The sequence below is a fragment of the Curtobacterium sp. PhB128 genome (assembly GCF_004340725.1).
Lineage (GTDB): Bacteria > Actinomycetota > Actinomycetes > Actinomycetales > Microbacteriaceae > Curtobacterium.
The window spans coordinates 33512-53691 of the sequence record NZ_SLUR01000011.1 but is presented as its reverse complement, the minus strand read 5'-3'; the positions used below and the strand labels follow the sequence as shown (position 1 = coordinate 53691).

The following is a 20180-nucleotide window of genomic DNA, read 5'->3' as shown; positions in this document are numbered from 1 at the left end:
CGTGCGACGGCAGCACCGGCACCTCGCACCTCGCACGGTGCGGGGTTGCCAGCGGAACGGGCCCGAGCGGTCAGCGCCGCGCCACCGTCACCGTCCGGCAGGGGCTCGACTTCCGGTCCTTCCCGGTGCCGGTGTTGCGCGCGACCGCGCAGACGGTCCGCTTGCCGGCCTTGAGGGCGACGGTGCCGGCGAAGCCGTGCTTCGTTCCGGACCCCCACGTCCGGTCGACGTCGGCGCGCACGCGTCCCGCCGACAACGACGTCACCCTCCTGCCGTCGACCGTGATCGCGACCGTGCTGGCGGAGGACACGGCGTCACCGTCGAAGGCCCAGCCACGGACACTGATGCCGCCCTTCTTCCCCGTCACCGACTCGAGCGCGACGTAGGGGTCGTGCCGGAAGGCGCGGACGGTGGCGCACCCGAGCGTGGTGTCCGACCCGGCGCCGATGTTCACCGCGGTCACGCAGACCCGGCGAGCGCCAGCGGCAGTCGGGACGACGGCCTCGAAGCCGTGGGTCGCCCCGACGCCCGCGGCGGCGTCGACGTCGGTGCGGCGGAGTCCGGCGGTCACGGCTCCAGCGGCGACGCCGTCGACGGTGGCACGGACCCGGACGGGCTGCGTGGGGTCGTCCTCGTCGAAGGCCCATCCCCGGACCCGGACGCCGCCACCGGTGCCGGCGACGACCTCGAGCGAACCCTGCGGCGCGAGGTCGGCCGCGGGGACCCCGAGCCGGGCGTTCGCGACGAGGGCCTGGGCGTAGGAGGACCACCACTTGCCCGCGGCGGGGGCGCCGTTGCAGGTGCCGTCGCTCGCGCCCGGGGTCTTCACCCACAGCAGGGCGTCGAGCGCGGTGCCGTCGGTGGCGACCCGGGGCGAGGTGCCGAGTCCGGCGCCAGGACCGTTGCACCAGGTCCCCCGCCAGCCCTGCCCGTTCCGCGAGGTGTCGATCACGTAGTGCGATCCCCCGGTCGCACCGGAGACCTTCTGCGCGTAGGCCTGTTCCTGCGCGGTCGGGTAGTAGTTCGCGACGTTCGTGAAGAACCCGCGGGCCTGCTGCACGCCGGCGCTGTTCAGCCGTGCGGCCATCGTCGCGGGCGGCACCCAGTTCGAGTTGCCGGCGTCGAGGTAGGCCGGCACCCCGGCGGCGGTGAGCCCGGCGACGGTGCGGGACAGGATCCGGTAGCGCTGCTCGTCGAGCGTGGTGCTGCACTTCGCGTTGCTGAGCATCGCGAGGGAGTCCGGCTCGACGATCACGGCGGCGCGGTGTCCGGCGAGCGCCGCGGTGACCTGGTCGACCCAGGCGTCGTAGGAGGCCTCGGAGAACCCTCCGGCGGAGTACCCGCCGCAGTCCCGGTCCGGGATCGCGTACAGCACGAACACCGGGGTGGTGCCGGACTGCTCGGCCCCCGAGACCGCCGTGCTGATCGTCTTGGTCAGCTGGGTCCCCTGCGTCCACTCGCCGAGCCACGTCGCGACGGAGTACCGGGCGATGGTCGACGCCGCGGCGGCACCAGCGGGGTCCGAGGCGGCGAGCGCGGTGGCCGCCTTCGCTGCCTCGCTCGTGGGCGACCGGTACGGACCGGCACCGTACAGCGACGCAGCCGATGCGGAGCGGATGGTCGTCGCGGACGTCGCGGCGGTGGCGCTCGACCCGAACGCGACGGGCAGCAGCCCGCCGACGAGGGCGGTGAGTGCGACGGCGGCGCCGCAGACGACGACACGGCGCGGACGGCGGCGCATGGACACTCCCCTGGACGATCGGACCCCTGACCCGTCCATGGCACCATGCGCCCGCAGTGGCGGCCAGCCGCCAGTGCGGGTGGCACCCGAGCGGGTGTCGGCAACAGTGCCGACACCCGATCGTCAGTCGTCGAAGTGCGCCGCGGCCGCGCGTGCCCGGTAGACGACGTCGTCGACGTCCTCACCGATCACGGTGACGTGCCCGATCTTCCGGCCCGGCCGGGGGGCCTTGCCGTAGAAGTGGTACTTCGCCTCGGGGAACGCCTCGAGCGCGGCCGGGTACCGGGCGGCGAGGTCGCCGTCGGCCGGTCCGCCGAGCACGTTGATCATCACGGCGGCCGGGGCGAACGACCCGGTGGCACCGAGCGGCAGGTCGAGGACGGCACGCAGGTGCTGCTCGAACTGGCTCGTCGTCGCACCATCGATCGTCCAGTGACCGGTGTTGTGCGGTCGCATCGCGAGTTCGTTGATGAGGATGCGCTCGTCGGCGGTCTGGAACAGTTCGACGGCCAGGACCCCGGTGGCCCCGAGCTCCTCGGCGATCCGGACCGCGATCGATTCCGTCACGTCGGCGATGCGTCCGGCGCTGTCGGGCGCGGGGGCGATGACCTCGGCGCAGACCCCGTCGCGCTGCACGGTCTCGACCAGCGGCCACGCGACGACCTGGCCGGAGGGGCGGCGGGCCACGGACTGCGCGAGTTCGCGGGTGAACGGGACGAGCTCCTCGGCGAGCAGGGCCTGCCCGCCGCCGGCCTCGGCGACGGCGATGAACCAGTCGTCGACGTCCGACGGGTCGGACACGACCCGGACGCCCTTGCCGTCGTAGCCACCGCGGGGCGTCTTCACGACCGCGCGGCCGCCGTGCTCGTCGAGGAAGGCCCGGAGCTCGTCGGGGTCGTGCACCGCGGCCCAGTCCGGCACCGGCAGGCCGAGCTCGGAGAGCTTCGTGCGCATCGTGATCTTGTCCTGGGCGACGGCCAGCGGACCGGGTCCGGGGCGGACGGCCACGCCGGCGTCGACCAGGGCGCGCAGGACGTCCTGGGGCACGTGCTCGTGGTCGAACGTCACCACGTCGACGTTGCGGGCGAACGCCAGCACCGTCGCGGCGTCGTGGTAGTCGCCCTCGGCCGTGGCGGCGATGGCGGCCGACATGCCCGGCCCCTCGGCGAGGACCCGGATGTCGATCCCCAGCTCGACGGCCGCCGGCACCATCATCCGTGCCAGCTGTCCCCCACCGATGACCCCGACGCGCAACGCCATGCTGTGTGATCCTTCCGGCGTTCGCACCATCGAGGGTGAACGCGTTGTCTACAATCGCTGTTCGGGTCGCGTTGTGCACGGCCCGCGACAACTCTACGGATCCTGGAGGGCACGTGCGGCGCCTCATTGCCCAACTGGCACGCTTCGGCGTGGTCGGTGCCGTCGGCTTCGTCGTGGACACCACGGTGTTCAACGTGCTGCGCATCACCGTCCTGAACCCCGACGAGGTGCACTCCGGGCCGTTCTGGGCGAAGGTGATCTCCACCGTCATCGCCATCTTCGTCAACTGGATGGGCAACCGGTACTGGACGTTCCGCGAGCAGCGCCGTGCCGTCGCCACCCGCGAGGGCATCGAGTTCGTCGTCGTCTCGCTCGGCGGCATGGTCATCGCGCTCGCGTGCCTCGGGGTGTCCCACTACGTGATGGGACTGACCTCGGTCTTCGCCGACAACGTCGCGAACATCGTCGGCCTGGTGCTCGGCACGGTGTTCCGCTTCTGGCTCTACAAGGTGTGGGTGTACCACCCCGAGCGGACCGGCTCCGAGCCCGCCGCCGCGGACGTCGCACCCGAGGGGCGCGCCCTAGACTCGACCGGGTGACGGCCCACGAGACCACCACCAGCACCACCGCACCACCCCGCACCGCCCGCTGGGAGCGTGTGGCGATCGCCGTCGTCACGGCGACCTTCGGCCTGTGGCTCGTCGCCTGGGCGCTGATCGTCCCGGTCTTCGAGGCCCCGGACGAGACGGCGCACATCGACGCCGCCGTGCACGTCGCGCTCGGAGACGCCTGGGCCGCCCCGGGCGACCTGTACGTCACCAACGCGGTGCAGGCCGCGAAGGTCGAGCAGGCGACGAAGCCGTCCAGCGAGTGGTCGACCGTCAGCGAGCTGCTGCAGAACGCCCCCGGGCCGTCGTCGACCGTCAACCAGATGACCCAGCACCCGCCGACCGCCTACCTCGCCGGTGCCGCCGTGCTCCGTGCCGTGGACTTCGGCGACCTGCGGTGGGACCGGGCGTTCACCGCGCTGCGGCTCGCCGACGTCCTCGCCGTCACCGCACTGCCGCTGCTGGCGTGGGCGTCCGTCCGCCGCGTGACCCGGTCGCCGCGGGCCGCGCTCGTCGGTGGGCTCGCGGTGTTCGCGACGCCCGAGCTCGCGTCCATCGGTTCCTCGTTCTCGAACGACGCCCCCGTCCTGCTCGTCGCCGGGATCGTCGTGTGGCTCGCCACCCGGCTGCTCACCGGTGACACCCGGTGGCGCACCACCATCGCGCTCGCGGTGGTGCTCGGCGCCCTGGTCTGGATCAAGGGCACTGGACTGCCCGCCGTGCCGTTCGTGGCGGTGGTCGTGCTCTTCGCCGGCGCCGGGGTGCTGTCGCTGCGGCAACGGGTGGTCCGCACCGTGGTGACGATGGCCGTGTCCGGCGGCATCGGGGCGTGGTGGTGGGTGCACAACTGGTTCGCCTACGGCCGGATCCAGCCGAACGGCTACACGGCGATGCGTCCGCCGAAGGACTTCCCGCCCGGCGAGCACCCGACGCTCGGGCACTTCCTCGACGTCAGCTGGGGCACGCTCGCGCGCACGTTCTGGGGCAGCTTCGGCGGTCGCGCACAGGTCAGCATGGGTGACCTGCTCACGGCCGTCCTGACGGTGATCGCGCTCGTCGTGCTCGTCGGCTGGGCGTTCCGGCGGGGCCCCGACCTGCGGGTGGCCCTGTGCCTGGCGGTGTTCCCGGCGCTGCTCATCGGCATCCAGAACCGGACGAGCGCGCACTCGTACCTCACCACCACCGAGGTCGCTGCGACCCAGGGGCGCTACTACTTCCCCGCGATCGTCTGCCTGATCGTGCTGAGCGCCCTGGCCTGGCGTCGCCTGGTGCCAGCCGGACGCGCACGCTCGTGGGTCGCGGTGGCGCTGGCCGTCCTGCTGCCCGCCGTGGGCGTGTACGGCTTCGCGGTGGCGTCGGCGTGGTTCTGGAACGCCGCCCTGTTCCCGGTGACGGGGCGCGGGCTGCTCCGCTACACGGAGATCGGGCCGGTGCCGCCCGCAGTGCTCGTGGCCGTGGTCGCGCTGGTGGCCGTCGGCCTGGTCGCGTCGGTCGTCCAGGTCGCCCGCGCCGACCGTCGGGTGGACGCCCCCGCGTCCTGACCACACGTCGGGCGTGCGGCTGACGGGGTGGACGCCCCACCAGACGGACGGGAGGCCCGGTGCCAGCTGGCACCGGGCCTCCCGTCTCGGTCGTCACGCGCGTCGCGTGCCCCCGGATGGTGAGCAGGAATGGTCGGGTCGCGCACCGCGGACCCGACCATTCCTGCTCACGAAGTGCGGGTCAGGCGGCGGGGGCGCTGCCCTCGACGGCCGACGGGTCGTCGGTCGGACGACCACGGCGGAACCAGGTCGGTGCTGCGGCGCAGAGCAGGAACAGGCCGTCGACCGCCAGGCTCCACACGCGGGTGACGACGACAACGACCAGGGCGATCCCCGGCGGCATGACGAGGGTGAGGAGCAGGGCCTGCACGCCCTCGCGGACGCCGAGGCCGCCGGGGGCGAACACGGCCAGCATGCTGATCGCCGAGGCCATGCTCGCGGCACCGATGACGAACGCCGCGTCGCTGAGCTTGAGCGACGGGTACACCCCGAGGGTGATGAAGTAGTACGCCGTGCCCGACAGGATCGCACCGGCGACGTACAGACCGGCACCGCCGAGGACGGTGCCGAGGTTCGGGCGGACGTCGGCCTCGAGCGGCTTGCGGCGCAGGATCTTCAGCGCGATGCCGATCAGGAACACGAAGACCCGCGGGATCAGGCAGACGACGCAGGCGACGAACGCCGCGATCATCAACGCGATGAGCCACGGGCTGAGCGCGTGCGTGCGGGGGTCGATGAGCAGCAGGACGAGCGCCAGGGCGAGGGTGGCGGCGATCTGCAGCGCGCCCTCGAGCAGGCCGCTGACGCCGAGCCGGGCCTTCGAGACGCCGTGCTTCGAGGCGAAGTAGACCTTGCCGATGATCCAGGTCGCGGCCCCGGGGATGTAGCGGCCCATCCAGGACTTCGCGTACACGTAGGTCAGCGTGACGCCGCTGCCCTTGAGGCCGGTCGCGCCGAGCCGCCGCAGCAGGTAGAACCAGATGCCGACGCCCCAGTACCGGAAGCCCAGGCTGATCACGGTCGCCAGGATCACCCAGCCCCACTGCCAGTCCAGCCCGGCGAGCTGCCCCCAGTCGACGCTCCGCACGTACAGCACGAGGAAGACCGCGAGCAGCACGTAGAAGACGATGGGGATCGCCTTGCCGAGGAACCGTCGCCAGGTCGGCGGACGCTTCCCCTCGGGCGCGGGGGTGTCGCTGGTGGTTCCTGACAAACGTGGTCTCCTGCCGGGCTTCGGGACCAGGTCATCGTAGACGCTGGTGTGGCGCGCTCCCTGGAGCGGCGGCTACTTCGCGAACTTGACGATCTGGACGCGGCAGGGGATCTCGGGATCCGTGGACCGGTCGGCGCTGCACGAGATCGTCGCGTTGTACGTGCCGACGAGCTTCCCGGCCATCGAGTAGTCGCGTGCCGGCGCGTTGGCGGGGTCGAACTGCACGAAGTACTGCACGCCCTCGTCGATGAACAGCTTGCGCATCGCGTCCGAGTGGTACGTGTAGCCCTGACCTGAACGACCGTACACACGCGTGTCGGTCAGGAACGCCAATGAGGACAGCGACCGGTAGTTCGAGCCGATGACGGTGGCGTCCTCGGGCAGGGCACCACTCGCCCGGATCTGGTCGGCGAGCCGCACGATCTCGGGGACGTCGGTCGGGCCGGTGACGCGAAGCGCCTCGGTGCGGTTCACCGACGGGTAGAAGGGTGCCGGCGACCCGATCCAGTTCTGCGTGAACGACGCCACGGGGACGACGGCGATCGCGACGCACGCCACGATCGTCCGGACCACGCCGCGTCGTCGGACCAACCGCCAGACGGCTGGCAGCATGAGCGCGCCGATCATCGCCGTCAGGTAGAACAGCGGCCAGTAGTAGCGCGCGTTCCCGCCACCGCTCGACGACGACGTGATCATGCCGTAGCCGACGAAGTAGACGAGGGTCGTCGCCGCGACGATGCAGGTGAACGCGTACCGGCGGAACCGGACCACGCCGATCACCAGGGCGGCGGCGAAGAGCAGGGCGATCGGTGCCGCGAAGGGGGCGAACGTGCTGATCTTCTGCAGGTAGTACGGCAGCGCGAGCATGCGCTCGTGCAGGTAGTAGCCGGCGCGGGCCGCGATGCCGGAGTCCTTCGTGACCTTCGGCGCGGTGTCCTCGGTGGTCGACTCGGTCGTCGGCGGCACCACGGACGGGTCCGGGTTCTCCATCGGGCCCTGCTTGTAGACCGACGGGGTGAAGTCCTCGTTCGGGGAGAACGCGTGCGAGTTCGGCGGCACGGGCAGGAACGGCCAGTCGGTCGCACGCCCGCCGTCGTCGAACTTCGAGCCGATGTTCACCGAGAGCGACGAGCCCAGGGTCGGCGACCCGTACTTCATGGTCAGGGCACCGACCCACGGTGCGATGACGACGGCGAAGACCACGATCGTGGCCACGGGCGACGTCCACCAGTGCAGCACCGGCTCACGACGGCGTCGTGCGGACCAGACCCGGAGCAGCAGCCACAGGATCACCGCGCCGACCGCCACCGGCAGCAGGAAGAGCTTCACGAAGTACCCGATGGCCGCGACCGCGCCGAGCACCCCGCCGGAGACCAACCGGGCCCGCGTCGACCCGTGCAACGCCTGGTCGGCCCACCGGAGTGCCCACAGGTAGCCGACGACCCACGCGACGACGAGCAGGTCGGGGGTCTGCACCGACACCGCGCTCATCAGTGCCGGGATCGCGGTGACCATGAAGAGGACGGCCGGCACGATGCGGTGGTTCTGCGACCACACCAGCCAGCCGCCGACGCCGAGCACGACGGCGACCGCGAAGCAGTTCACGACCGCGAAGGCCGTCTGCATGCCGAGGCCGGCCGCGATGAACGGCGCCATCATCCAGGACACCATCGGCGACCAGTAGGCGTTGATCGCGTCGGGCAGCCAGCCGTTCGCGTACTCCCGGGCGATGCCCATGTAGGAGATGCCGTCGACGTTCGTCACGCCGAGGCGGTTGTGGTACGCCACGGCGGCGCTGAGCCCGACGCCCACGACGACCAGCACCGCCAGGATGACCGGCGCGACGACGTGCTTGAACCGGCTCGGAACCGCCCCCGAACGCCGGTGGACGGGCTCGTGGGTGATCTGCGTTGCGGCTGCGCTCGTCGAGGTCACGTGCTTCATCATGACATCCGAACCGAAACACCAGGCACAGGGTGCCTGATCGCGGCGCCGGGTCGGCGTGTGGGAGACTGCCTGCGACCCCGCTCCGACCACCACGAGGACGATCGTTGGCCACCGAAACCCGCGCCGCAGTACCCGCAGCCGACTCCGCTGCCCCCGCGCCCCGCGCCGGCGGCCGGCTCGAGTTCCCCTACCTGGACGGACTCCGGGGGCTGGCCGCACTCGCGGTGGTCTTCTACCACGCGTACCTCTTCACCGGGACGACCGGCACCGGCCCGACCGAGCTGCCCTGGCTGCGCCCGATCATCGGCTGGGGCTACCTCGGCGTCCCGCTCTTCATCGTGCTGTCCGGCTACGTGCTCATGCTGCCGGTGCTGACCCGGTTCGACCGCTACCGTCTGCCCGGCGGGTTCTGGAAGTTCGTCTGGCGTCGCGCCCGCCGCATCATCCCGCCGTACTGGGCGTCGCTCGTGCTGTTCGCACTGCTGATCCTGTTCGTCCCCGTGCTCGGCCAGCCCGGCGGCACGCAGTGGGACACGAAGCTGCCGATGGGCTGGGGCACGTTCCTGACGCACTTCTTCCTGGTGCACGACTTCTTCCCGCAGTACATCGGCAAGATCAACGGCCCGATGTGGACGGTCGCGGTCGAGTGGCAGATCTACTTCCTGATGCCGCTGCTGATCCTGCCGCTGTGGCGGGTCTTCGGCGGGTGGGCGACGGCGTCGAGCCTGGTCCTCATCGGCATGTGGATGGGCGCCGAGAGCCGTTACTCGTTCATGCACCCGTGGTTCGTCGGCCTGTTCGCAGTGGGGATGCTCGCCGCCGAACTGACCGTGAAGGCGCGCGACGAGCACCTGTCCGGCGTGGTCCGCGAGCGCTCGAAGCTCGGTGGCCCGCGGTGGGCGAGCGGCGCGTTCGTCGGTGCCATGGCCCTCGGGACCCTGCTCGTGTTCTTCCGCAACCGCGACTACTGGCAGCACCAGACCTGGCCGTCCGAGGTCGTCACCGGCATCCTCGCCGGCATCCTGCTCACCTGGATGGGACGCCAGGCGGTCACCGGCAACCACACCTGGCTCGCCCGCTTCTTCGCCTGGAAGCCGTTCGTGCTCGCCGGTCTGGTGTCGTACTCGATCTACCTGTTCCACAGCCCGCTGCTGGGCCTCGGCAACCTGCTGCTCCTGCCCCTCGGCCTGTACCCGAAGTACCAGTTCCTGATGATGGTGTTCGTCGTGATCCCGGTCGTGATCGGCATCTGCATCGGCTTCTGGTGGCTCGTCGAGCGCAACTTCATGAACCGCCGGCAGAAGCACGCCACGGCCGAGGTCTCGCACCGCGGCCGCCTGCCCGAGGTCGAGAGCGACGCCGCCACCCCCGACGCGAGCAGCCGCACCGCGCGCTGACGCACCCGCGGCGTACCGCAGCACGTCCTGCGCCGACGTCCTGCGCGTGGCGGACAGCACGGTCGCTCGCCAGGTAGCATCGCTCGGACCGCGGCGTGGGTGATCAGGGGCCCACGGCATCTCGACAGGGAAGACGAGACCACATGCGCGCACCGATCACCAAGATCCTCGGACTCGGCACCGCTGCCGCCGTCGCCGGGGCCATCACCTTCGGCAGCGGGACGGCGGTCGCCGAGACCACCCCGGCAACGCCGGCACCGACTGCCACGACGACAGCGGCGGCGACCCCCGCCCCCACTGCATCCGCTGCACCTGCTGCATCCGCTGCACCCGCTGCACCCGCAGCCGAGCAGCTCTCCATCGCCGAGATGGACCGCACCGGGAACCACACCATGGGGGCCGGCATCGCCGCCCACGCCGGAGAGTCACACGTCACGGTCACCGCGCCGGACAGCGCCGCCGGTGGCGTGAGCGCCCAGTCGCTGAGCACCTCCTCCGCCGCCACCGCCTCCGGCCCACCACCGGGACGCGTCCAGGGCTTCGACATCAGCGCCTGGCAGCCGAGCGTCAACTTCCTGCAGGCGTACCGCAACGGCGCCCGGTTCGCCTACGTCAAGGCGACCGAGGGCACCTCGTACGTCAGCTCGACCTACAAGCAGCAGTACGCCACCGCCAAGCAGCGGAACCTGTACCGCGGCGGCTACGTGTACGCGCAGCCGAGCCAGGCGAGCGGCGCCGCGACGGCGAACTACTTCTTCGCGCACGGCGGGCAGTGGAGCAAGGACGGCAAGACCCTGCCGCCCCTGCTCGACATCGAGTACGGCAGCGCGGCCCAGGGCACCTGCTACGGCAAGAGCTGGGGTCAGATGCGCAGCTGGATCAAGGACTTCTCGAACACCGTCTACAAGAAGATCCACCGCTACCCCGCGATCTACACGACCACCGACTGGTGGAAGCGCTGCACGAACAACAGCAACCAGTTCTCGAAGAACCCGCTGTTCGTCGCGATCTACCCCGTGAAGAACTTCACCACGCCGGGCACGCTCGGGCGCAGCTGGTCGAAGTGGACCTTCTGGCAGTGGGCGTCCAGCGGGGTGCTCCCGGGTGACCAGGACGTCTACCGGAACGACATCACGTACCTGAAGCGCTTCGCGGCCAAGACCGAGTGACGCGCGTCACGCCCTGAACGGGTGCGGATGACGGACGGGAGGCCCGTGGCGGTGTCGCCACGGGCCTCCCGTCCGCCGCACGGTGCGGACTCCGACACCCGGTGCGCCGTTGCACGCCCCGTGCCGACACACAACCGCGCACCAAGCGGGCAAGCCCGCACCAGACGACCATGCACGCACGATGCGCAGCCCGCGCGCCACGGGCCTCCCGTCCGCCGCACGGTGCGGACTCCGACACTCGGTGCGCCGTTGCACGCCCCGTGCCGACACACAACCGCGCACCAAGCGGGCAAGCCCGCACCAGACGACCATGCACGCACGGCGCGCAGCCCGCGCGCCACTGGCGTCCCGTCCGCCGCACGGTGCGGACTCCGACACCCGGTGCGCCGTTGCACGCCCCGTGCCGACACACAACCGCGCACCAAGCGGGCAAGCCCGCACCAGACGACCATGCACGCACGATGCGCAGCCCACGCACCACGCGCCGGCGAGCTTCGCCCGGACGGACGGGAGGCCCGTGGCGGTGTCGCCACGGGCCTCCCGTCCGTCATCGGCTCACGATCGCGAGCCGCGCATGTCAGCGGACGTCGCGGGTCGCCTCGGCGAAGTCGGCGTCGAGCGCGGTCGCCATCCGGGCCACGCCCTCGGCGAGCTGCGCGCGGACCGCGTCGCGGTCGGCGTCGAGCCGCTCCAGCTGCGCCGTCACGTCGTCGACGAACGTCGGCTCGAGTGCTGCTTCGATCGGCTTCGAGAACTCCTGCTGGCCCATCTGCTCGAAGAACAGCCGGCCCTTGTCGACGTAGTAGAGCACCGCGGCGGGGACGCCGGCGATGGTCGCGACGATGGCGGAGTGCAGTCGGCTCGCCAGGAACAGGCGGCTGCGGGACATCAGGCCCGCGTACTCGGACGGCGAGAACTCGTCGGCCTCGACCACGTGGGTGCGGTCCGCGTGCCGCATGAGGGCGATGACCTCGCGGGCGAAGGCGGCGTCGCCCTCCGACGCCTCCATGTGCATCGGGTAGAACACGACGTCGGCGTCCCAGCGGTCGATGACGCGGTCGGCCAGGTCGGCGACGGCCTGGCGGTAGGTGACGAGCTTGTCGCTGTCGACGCCGGTCTGCCGGAAGCGCTTCGGCAGGAAGCGGAACGGGATCCAGCCGCTGCGCTTGTAGTGGAACCAGCGGCGGACGCCGAAGCCGATCGAACCCTCGAGGCGCTCGGCGGTCAGGCCGGTGGTGCGCTCGAGCCGTTCGAGCACGTCGGCGTCGGGCGTGGTGACGGTCCCGACGACGGCCGGGTCGAACGACGACACGATCGGCGTGCGGACGCCCCACGCCAGGAGCTTCTCGCGGGACTCGTCGTCGCGGACGGCGAACGAGCGGCACAGGTCGACGGTGGCGCGGATCAGGCGCTTGCTGACGCCGGCGGTGGTCGGACCGATGCCCTGGAAGGCTCCGATCAGGTTCTTGTTCACCGCGCGGACGAGCAGCATCTTGCCGAACCAGTACACGAGGCCGAGCTTGTTCGTGTAGTCCTTGAGGATCTCGCCGCCGCCCCAGAGGACGACGTCGGCGCTGCGCGCGGCACGCAGCAGGGCGAACAGGTCGCCGATGCCGGTGCTGTACGGCGAGACCGGCAGGAACCGGATCCCGAACCAGGCGGCGTCCCGCTCGGGGTACTGCGACAGGGAGACGATCTCGGCGTCCGGCCACCGCCTGCGGACCAGCTCGACGTTGCCGGCGAGGATCGCCCGGTCCCCGCGGTTGTGGGGCGAATCGCTATTGTGGATCAGAACGCGCACGGGTGGAGAGCCTACCGGACCGTCCCCCGCGACCCCCGGAAAGGCACGATGTCCCGCCCCACCCCCTCCGCCCGTCCCCGCCTGCTCGTCCTCGGCTCGACGTTCCCGGCCCGTCCGGACGACGGCGTGCCGGCGTTCGTGCTCGACCTCGCGCACCAAGAGGCCCTCGAGTTCGACACGATGGTGCTCACGCCGCGGGTCCCGGGCGGTGCCACCACCGAACGCATCGGCGACGTCGGGGTCCGGCGGTTCCCGTACTTCCCGAAGGCGTTCGAGGACCTGGCCGACGGCGCGATCCTCGACAACCTCAAGGAACGCCGGTCGCGCATCGTGCAGGTGCCGGCCCTGGTGCTCGCGCAGTGGTTCGCGATCCGCCGCGTGGTCCGCTCCGCGAAGCCCGACGTCATCCACGCGCACTGGGCGATCCCGCAGGCGCTCGTCGCGACGTTGGCAGCCCCTGGTGTCCCCATCGTCGTCACGACGCACGGCGGGGACATCTACGCCCTCCGTGCCGCTCCCCTGGTCCGCCTGAAGCGCTGGGTGTTCGGCCGCTCGGCGCACGTCACCACTGTGAACTCCGAGATGCGCGAGCGGCTGACCGAGTGGGGCGTGCCCGAGGCCCGGTCGACCGTGATCCCGATGGGCGTCGACCTCGGCCCGGCCCGTGACACCCGCGCCCGCGTCCCCGCGCAGGAGCACCACGTCGTGGCGGTCGGCCGGCTCGTCGAGAAGAAGGGCTTCGGCAACCTGATCGAGGCGCTGCGGGGACTCGGCGAGGACGTGCCCTGGCGACTCACCGTCGTCGGCGACGGCCCGTACCGGGCACAGCTCGAGCAGCAGGCCGCCGGACTGCCCGTGACGTTCCTGGGCCAGCGCGGGCGCACCGAGGTGCTCGAGACCCTGGCTGCGGCCACCGTCGTGGCGGTGCCGTCGATCCCCGCGGCGAACGGCGACCAAGAGGGACTGCCCGTCACCCTGCTCGAGGCCGCTGCCGTCGGTGCCGCGATCGTCGCGAGCGACCTGCCCGGCATCCGCGACGTCGTGCAGGACGACGTGTCCGGGGTCCTCGTGCCCCCCGGTGACGTCCTCGCGCTGCGGACAGCACTGCAGCGCGTGCTCACCGACGACGCCGCGCGGGCGCGCTACCAGGAGCAGGCCGTGGTGTCGGCGGCGGAGTTCTCCACCGAACGGATCGGCGAGCGCTACCGGGCGGTGCTGCGCGCGGCCATCGCGTAGGCCACCAGCATCCCGGCGGCGCACAAGACCGCCGCCGCGAACGCGACCACCACGACGGCGCCGGAGTGCCCGACGAGCTCGGAGCCCTCGAACCGGACGAGCGACCACGTCGGCAGGACGGCCGCGGCACCCCACACCAGCACGAGCCACGTCGCCGCACGACGCCAGGCGAGGAAGCCCGCCGCCATCGCGAACGCGATCGGCAGCAGCACCGTGAGCGTGTACCGGTTGAGCGGTGCGCCGCCCCCGGCGGTGTAGCGGATCTCGACGAGTACGAACAGCAGCGTGACCACGACGAGCATCGCGACGACGAGGCGGCGCGGCCACCGGTCGTCGTCGTCAGGTGCCCAGGGGCGCAGGCGCCGCAGCACGAGGGCCGCGACGAACAGCAGCACCGGGACGAGCAGCAGCACCCACGGCAGCGGGCTCGCGATCGGCAACGAGCCGCGGTACAGGGCGAAGAGCTGCCGCCAGAAGCCGAGCATCGAGACGACCTCGGCCTCGGAGTAGTGCGGCCGCGGGGTGTACCCGGGCCAGGCGGTCGGCCGACCGCTGAACGAGCCGGTCAGGGCCTGGTTCCGCAGCCAGAACCACCCGGAGGCGGCTGCGGCGGCGAGCACCGGGACCGCCGCGACGACGACGCGGACCCAGACACCGCGGAGCCTGCCGAACCGGACCGTGCGGGCCAGTGCGAACGCGACGACGATCGCCACGAGCCACAGGGCGAACGACAGGCGGGTGGTCGTGCCGGCCGCCGCCACGAGCGCTCCGCCCACGGCGAGCCCCGGTCCCACGCCGGACCGGAGCGCTGCACCGGCGACGCCGCACGCCAGCGCACAGGTCAACGCTGCGAGCGAGTCGTTGTACACGACACCGCCCTGCACCACGAGGACGCTCGTCGACGCGGTCACGACGGCCACGGTGCCCGGGAGCCGCACGACCCCGGGGAAGCACCGGGCCGCAGCCCAGGCGGCGACCGGCACGATCGCGGCGACGAACACGGCGTTCGCCAGACGGCCGAGCACCACGGCCTGCACCGGGTGCCCGGCGTCGACGAGCGGGCCCATCACCGGGGCGAGCAGCAGGTAGTAGAGCGGCGGGTGCTGGGCGACCCACTGGACGGGCGGTGTCCCGCCGAAGCCCGGACGGAACCGGATGCCGTCGGACAGGACCGGCAGCTGGCCGTGCCAGACGCGCAGGACGTAGTCGACGTGGGCCGACTCGTCGACGCTCGCGAGCGGCATCGACGAGAACGTCCGCGCCACCGAGGCCGTCAGGACGAGCAGGGTGGCGGCGAGCACGACCGGGGTCGCCCAGTCGCGCCCGCGGAGTCTCCCGGCGGGACGCAGCACGGCGGAGGACAGCAGCCGGAGCCGGTCCGCGACGATCGGCGTCAGCGCCCCATGCCGCGGTACGTGAACCCGGCGGCGGTCCAGGCGTCGCGGTCGAGGCAGTTGCGGCCGTCGATGACGACCGGGCTCGACACCAGGGACGCCACCGTGGTCGCGTCGAGCTCGCGGAACTCGGTCCACTCGGTCAGCACCAGGACCAGGTCGGCGCCGGACAGCGCGTCCGCCGCCGTCTCGACGAAGTCGAGCTCCGGGTGCACGCGACGCGCGGTGACGACGGCCTCGGGGTCGTAGGCGGACACCGTGGCACCGAGCTCGTGCAGGCGCGCAGCGATGTCGAGGGCGGGCGAGTCACGGACGTCGTCCGAGTTCGGCTTGAAGGCCAGACCGAGGACCGCGACGCGCTTGCCGCTGACGACCCCGCCGAGCAGCTCCTGCGCCAGCTCGACGACGTGCGCACGACGACGCAGGTTCGTGGCGTCGACGTCGGCCAGGAACGCCAGGGACTCCCCGACGCCGAGCTCGTTCGCCCGGGCCTGGAACGCCCGGATGTCCTTGGGCAGGCACCCGCCGCCGAAGCCGAGGCCGGCGTTGAGGAACTTGCGGCCGATGCGGGCGTCGTGGCCGATGGCGTCGGCGAGCGCGGTGACGTCGGCGCCGGCGACCTCGGCGATCTCGGCCATCGAGTTGATGAACGAGATCTTCGTGGCGAGGAACGCGTTCGCGCTGATCTTGACGAGCTCGGCGGTGGGCAGGTTGACGACGAGCCGGGGGGTGCCGGACGCGAGCGCCTCGGCGTAGACCTCGTCGAGCGCGTCGACGGCGGCCTGCCCGGCGTCACCGTCCGGCACACCGTAGACGAAGCGGTCCGGGCTGATGGTGTCCTGCACGGCGAAGCCCTCTCGCAGGAACTCGGGGTTCCAGACGAGCGTCGCCCCGGGCACGGCCTCGGACACCTCGGCGGCGAGGCGTGCGGCGGTGCCGACCGGGACGGTCGACTTGCCGACGACGAACTCGTCGGCGGACAGGTAGGGGGCGAGCGCGGCGACCGCGGCGTTCACGTAGGTCATGTCCGCGGCACCGGTCGGGCTCTGCGGGGTTCCGACGGCGAGGAAGTGCACGCGGGCACCGGCGACCTCGGCCATGTCGGTGGTGAAGCGGATCCGGCCGGAGGCGAGCGCCTCGGTCAGGATCTCCGGGAGCCCGGGTTCGAAGAAGGGGGCTTCTCCGGCAGCGAGCCGCTCGATCTTCGCCGGGTCGACGTCGACGGCGACGACCTCGTGTCCGAGCTTGGCCATGGAGGCGGCGTGCACGGCACCGAGGTACCCGCAGCCGATGACAGAGATACGCACGACGAAGAAGGTACCGGTTTCTCGTGGGAGTTCCAGCACCGCGGTACCCAGGGTGTCGCGGCGGCGTCAGGCGCGGACGTCGCCCCACGACGGTCGGTCCGGGCCGCCGACGATCTCGTCCCAGTCCGGCTCGCGGTGCCGCCGCCGGGCCTCGTACGCCTCGACCAGGTCGTGCAGGACGGCCACCACGAGGTCGGCGTGCGGGACATCAGCGAGCACCACGGCGGGGTCGTCGCCCGGGAACACCAGGACGTCACCGGAGCGGAACACGCCCTGGAGCCCGCGCCGGCGCACCGTCACGTCGTACCCGCGGGAGTGCAGGAGTTCCTGCCGGGTCCGGGTGCCGAGCCCGTGCACGACGACGAGCCGCCGGGTCGTGACGACGTACCGCTCGGACATCCAGCGGAACAGCGGCACGGCGCCGCCGAACACCACGAGCACCACGACGAGTCCTGCGATGACGGCGTTCAGCCATGCCAGCTGCGCCTGGAACACCCCGAACCCGAACCCGCCGGCGACCACGACCAGCACGACGAACACCGCCGGGCGCACGAGCCGACGAGCGTGCGGTCGCAGGCGAGCGACGACGCGTTCGGGCGGCGGCTCGGCGGTCATGCCGTCATGCATACCGCAGGTGGGTGACGTCCCCCACGGCGACGCCCCTGGAGTCACCCGCTCGATCCCGGATCGTGATGCGGCCCTCGTCGTCGATGCCGGTGGCGTCGGCCTCCTCCACGGTGCCGTCGGGCAGCTCGAGGCGGATGCGGCGACCGATCGTGCCGCACGCGGCGCGGACGTGGGACCGGACCGACTCGGCGGCGGGACCACCGGCGACCAGGGCGGCCACGGCCTCCAGGACGGCTGCCAGGAAGGCGGACAGGACCGCGTCGGCCAACGCGGGGGCGTCGTCGACCGCGCCCGCCACGAGCAGCGACGTCGACGTCGGGGTCGGCAGGCGGTCGGCGGGCATCGTGAGGTTCACGCCGGCGCCGACCACGATGCTGCCGTCGGAGGCGACCTGGCAGAGGATGCCGCACACCTTGTCGCCCGCGACCTGGACGTCGTTCGGCCACTTGACGGCGACGTCGGCGCCGGCGGGCAGCACCCGTGCGATCGCGTCACGCATGGCGGCGCCGGCGACGAGGGGCAGCCAGCCACGGTCGTGGTCGGCGAGGACGGCGCGCACGAGCAGGCTCGCGGCCAGCGCCTCGCCCGCCGGTGCGCTCCACGTGCGGTCGAGGCGCCCCCGGCCCGCGGTCTGGTGGAGCGTCGCGACCACGCTGCCGTGCTGCTGCTCGGGCGCCACGGCGAGCAGGTCGGCGTTGGTCGAGCCGGTCTCGTCGGGGACGGTGAGGGTCGCGCCCGCCGACCGGACCGCCTCGCTGGTGGCGGGGAACGACGACGACGGGGATGTGGACATGCACGCAAATGTACGGGCAGGAACCGTGGGGGTCCTCCAACCGGCCCCGACGTCGCCGCCGGTAGGGTGAGCGGGTGACTTCAGGAGACACCCCCGATCTCTCGACGACGGCAGGCCGACTGGCCGACCTCCGCGAGCGGTACCACGAGGCCGTGACCGCTGCGGGCGAGTCCGCGATCGCCAAGCAGCACGCCAAGGGCAAGGGCACCGCGCGCGAACGCATCGAGCAGCTGCTCGACGAGAACTCCTTCGTGGAGTTCGACGAGTTCGTCCGCCACCGCACCACCTCGTTCGGCATGGACGCCAAGCGCCCCTACGGCGACGCGGTCGTCACCGGCGTCGGCACGATCCACGGCCGCAACGTCGCCGTGTACGCGCAGGACTTCACCGTCTTCGGCGGCTCGCTCGGCGAGGTCGCCGGCGAGAAGATCATCAAGGTGATGCAGCACGCGCTGAAGACGGGCGTGCCGATCATCGGCATCCTCGACTCCGGCGGGGCCCGGATCCAAGAAGGCGTGGTCGCGCTCGGCAAGTACGGCGAGATCTTCCGCCTCAACACCCAGGCGTCCGGCGTCATCCCGCAGCTGTCGATCATCATGGGCCCGGCGGCCGGCGGCGCGGTGTACTCCCCCGCCCTCACCGACTTCGTGATCATGGTCAACAAGACCAGCCACATGTTCGTCACCGGCCCCGACGTCATCAAGACCGTCACCGGCGAGGACGTCGGCTTCGAGGAGCTCGGCGGCGCACAGACCCACAACGCGGTCTCCGGCGTGGCCCACTACCTGGCCGAGGACGAGACCGACGCGCTCGACTACGCCCGCTCGCTCATCGGGTTCCTGCCGGACAACAACCTCTCCGACGCCCCCGCCTACGACGTCGCCCCGGAGCTCGAGACCACCGACGCCGACCACGAGCTCGACCTCGTGATCCCGGACTCGACGAACCAGCCGTACGACGTCACGACGATCATCGAGCACGTCGTCGACGACGGCGAGTTCCTCGAGGTCCAGCCGCTCTTCGCGCCGAACATCCTGATCGGCTTCGGCCGGGTCGAGGGCCGCACCGTCGGCATCATCGCGAACCAGCCGCAGGCCATGGCCGGCACGCTGAACATCGATGCCGGTGAGAAGGCAGCCCGCTTCGTGCGGTTCTGCGACGCGTTCGGCATCCCGATCCTGACCCTGGTCGACGTGCCCGGCTACCTGCCCGGCACCGACCAGGAGTGGACCGGGGTCATCCGCCGCGGCGCGAAGCTGCTGTACGCCTACGCCGAGGCCACCGTCCCGCTCGTCACCGTCATCACGCGCAAGGCCTACGGCGGCGCGTACATCGTGATGGGGTCGAAGCAGCTCGGCGCCGACATCAACCTGGCATGGCCGACCGCCGAGATCGCGGTCATGGGCGGTCAGGGCGCCGTCAACATCCTGTACCGCGCCGAGATCAAGCGCGCCGAGGAGTCCGGCGAGGACGTCGCTGCGGTCCGCACGAAGCTCGCGAACGAGTACACCTACAACGTCGCGTCGCCGTACCTGGCGGCCGAGCGCGGTGAGCTCGACGGCATCATCCAGCCGCACGCCACCCGCGTCTCGGTCATCAAGGCCCTGCGTGCCCTGCGCGGCAAGCGTGCGACGCTGCCGCCCAAGAAGCACGGGAACATCCCCCTCTGATGGGTGCGCACTGATGGGTCGTCACGCAGCACCGGTCCCCTCGGACGAGCCCGCCTCGGTGGCCGACGTCCGGGTGGTCTCCGGTGAGCCCACCCCCGAGGAGCTCGCAGCGGTCGTCGCCGTGCTGCAGCGCCAGGCCGACGAGGCCGCAGCAGCCGGTCGCGCCGAGGTCGTCGACGAGCCGCGCACCGGGTGGCAGGCCTCGGCCCGCGGCCTGCGTCGCCCGCTCGACCACGGCCCCGGCGCCTGGGGCCGTTCGCTCCGCTGACGGACCTTGGCCTCCCTGTACCCCTGGTGTCCCCGACCCGGCGGACGTTGCAGGCTGCACTTCCCGGTCGGTATCCCCTCGCACGGGGGACACGAAACGCCGAAGAGGACCGGAAATGCCGAATTTGTCCCCCATAATGACGACTGACACCGGGGTTGTGGGTTGGCATAGTTACTGGTGTTCGGTGTCCTTCAACGAAGAACATCGC

General features: G+C 71.8%; 16 protein-coding genes. 7 read left to right on the top strand and 9 right to left on the bottom strand.

The features are described from left to right. Window positions 1–70: 70 nt before the first annotated feature. Window positions 71–1741, bottom strand: coding sequence for a glycoside hydrolase family 6 protein (locus EDF23_RS16550; RefSeq protein WP_165901174.1), 1671 nt, complete (start codon window positions 1739–1741; stop codon window positions 71–73). A gap of 123 nt (window positions 1742–1864) precedes the next feature. Beyond that, window positions 1865–3001, bottom strand: coding sequence for a 5-(carboxyamino)imidazole ribonucleotide synthase (locus EDF23_RS16545; protein WP_131922414.1), 1137 nt, complete (start codon window positions 2999–3001; stop codon window positions 1865–1867). Between the two features lie 113 nt (window positions 3002–3114). Between EDF23_RS16545 and EDF23_RS16540 the strand changes: the two genes are divergently transcribed. Together EDF23_RS16540 and EDF23_RS16535 are read left to right on the top strand one after the other, a co-directional pair. After that, a complete protein-coding gene (locus EDF23_RS16540) occupies window positions 3115–3600 on the top strand; it encodes a GtrA family protein (RefSeq protein ID WP_131881413.1) in 486 nt (161 codons plus the stop codon). After that, window positions 3597–5150 (top strand): DUF2142 domain-containing protein, encoded by a 1554-nt coding sequence (locus EDF23_RS16535; protein ID WP_131922412.1) that lies wholly within the window; start codon window positions 3597–3599, stop codon window positions 5148–5150. The genes EDF23_RS16540 and EDF23_RS16535 overlap by 4 nt, the downstream gene beginning before the upstream one ends. A gap of 181 nt (window positions 5151–5331) precedes the next feature. Here EDF23_RS16535 and EDF23_RS16530 read toward each other — a convergent pair whose 3' ends face one another. Both EDF23_RS16530 and EDF23_RS16525 read right to left on the bottom strand, forming a co-directional pair. Then, complete coding sequence (locus tag EDF23_RS16530) at window positions 5332–6363, bottom strand: lysylphosphatidylglycerol synthase domain-containing protein (RefSeq protein ID WP_165901173.1); 1032 nt, start codon at window positions 6361–6363, stop codon at window positions 5332–5334. Between the two features lie 72 nt (window positions 6364–6435). Then, on the bottom strand, window positions 6436–8298 hold the full coding sequence (locus tag EDF23_RS16525; protein ID WP_131922410.1) for a hypothetical protein: 1863 nt from the start codon (window positions 8296–8298) through the stop codon (window positions 6436–6438). Between the two features lie 116 nt (window positions 8299–8414). Between EDF23_RS16525 and EDF23_RS16520 the strand changes: the two genes are divergently transcribed. Further along, a complete protein-coding gene (locus EDF23_RS16520; protein WP_165901172.1) occupies window positions 8415–9707 on the top strand; it encodes an acyltransferase in 1293 nt (430 codons plus the stop codon). Between the two features lie 143 nt (window positions 9708–9850). Beyond that, window positions 9851–10876, top strand: coding sequence for a GH25 family lysozyme (locus EDF23_RS16515; protein WP_207895526.1), 1026 nt, complete (start codon window positions 9851–9853; stop codon window positions 10874–10876). Between the two features lie 577 nt (window positions 10877–11453). Here the strand turns inward: EDF23_RS16515 and EDF23_RS16510 are convergent. Further along, entirely contained in the window at window positions 11454–12677 is a 1224-nt protein-coding gene (locus tag EDF23_RS16510) for a polysaccharide pyruvyl transferase family protein (protein WP_165901171.1), read from the bottom strand. Between the two features lie 48 nt (window positions 12678–12725). Here EDF23_RS16510 and EDF23_RS16505 point away from each other — a divergent pair, with 48 nt between their 5' ends. Further along, entirely contained in the window at window positions 12726–13913 is a 1188-nt protein-coding gene (locus EDF23_RS16505) for a glycosyltransferase (protein WP_131922408.1), read from the top strand. Here the strand turns inward: EDF23_RS16505 and EDF23_RS16500 are convergent. The 4 genes from EDF23_RS16500 to EDF23_RS16485 form a co-directional block, all read right to left on the bottom strand. Then, on the bottom strand, window positions 13880–15265 hold the full coding sequence (locus tag EDF23_RS16500) for a hypothetical protein (protein WP_131922406.1): 1386 nt from the start codon (window positions 15263–15265) through the stop codon (window positions 13880–13882). The genes EDF23_RS16505 and EDF23_RS16500 overlap by 34 nt on opposite strands. Window positions 15266–15306: 41 nt before the next feature. Next, a complete protein-coding gene (locus EDF23_RS16495) occupies window positions 15307–16614 on the bottom strand; it encodes a UDP-glucose/GDP-mannose dehydrogenase family protein (protein WP_131922404.1) in 1308 nt (435 codons plus the stop codon). A 66-nt stretch (window positions 16615–16680) separates the two neighbouring features. Beyond that, window positions 16681–17229 (bottom strand): PH domain-containing protein, encoded by a 549-nt coding sequence (locus EDF23_RS16490; RefSeq protein WP_165901170.1) that lies wholly within the window; start codon window positions 17227–17229, stop codon window positions 16681–16683. A 4-nt stretch (window positions 17230–17233) separates the two neighbouring features. Next, entirely contained in the window at window positions 17234–18034 is an 801-nt protein-coding gene (locus EDF23_RS16485; protein ID WP_131922399.1) for a biotin--[acetyl-CoA-carboxylase] ligase, read from the bottom strand. Window positions 18035–18108: 74 nt separating this feature from the next. Between EDF23_RS16485 and EDF23_RS16480 the strand changes: the two genes are divergently transcribed. Together EDF23_RS16480 and EDF23_RS16475 are read left to right on the top strand one after the other, a co-directional pair. Then, window positions 18109–19704 (top strand): acyl-CoA carboxylase subunit beta, encoded by a 1596-nt coding sequence (locus EDF23_RS16480; protein WP_131922396.1) that lies wholly within the window; start codon window positions 18109–18111, stop codon window positions 19702–19704. 13 nt (window positions 19705–19717) lie between these two features. After that, window positions 19718–19972 (top strand): acyl-CoA carboxylase subunit epsilon, encoded by a 255-nt coding sequence (locus tag EDF23_RS16475; RefSeq protein ID WP_123292197.1) that lies wholly within the window; start codon window positions 19718–19720, stop codon window positions 19970–19972. Window positions 19973–20180: the final 208 nt, after the last annotated feature.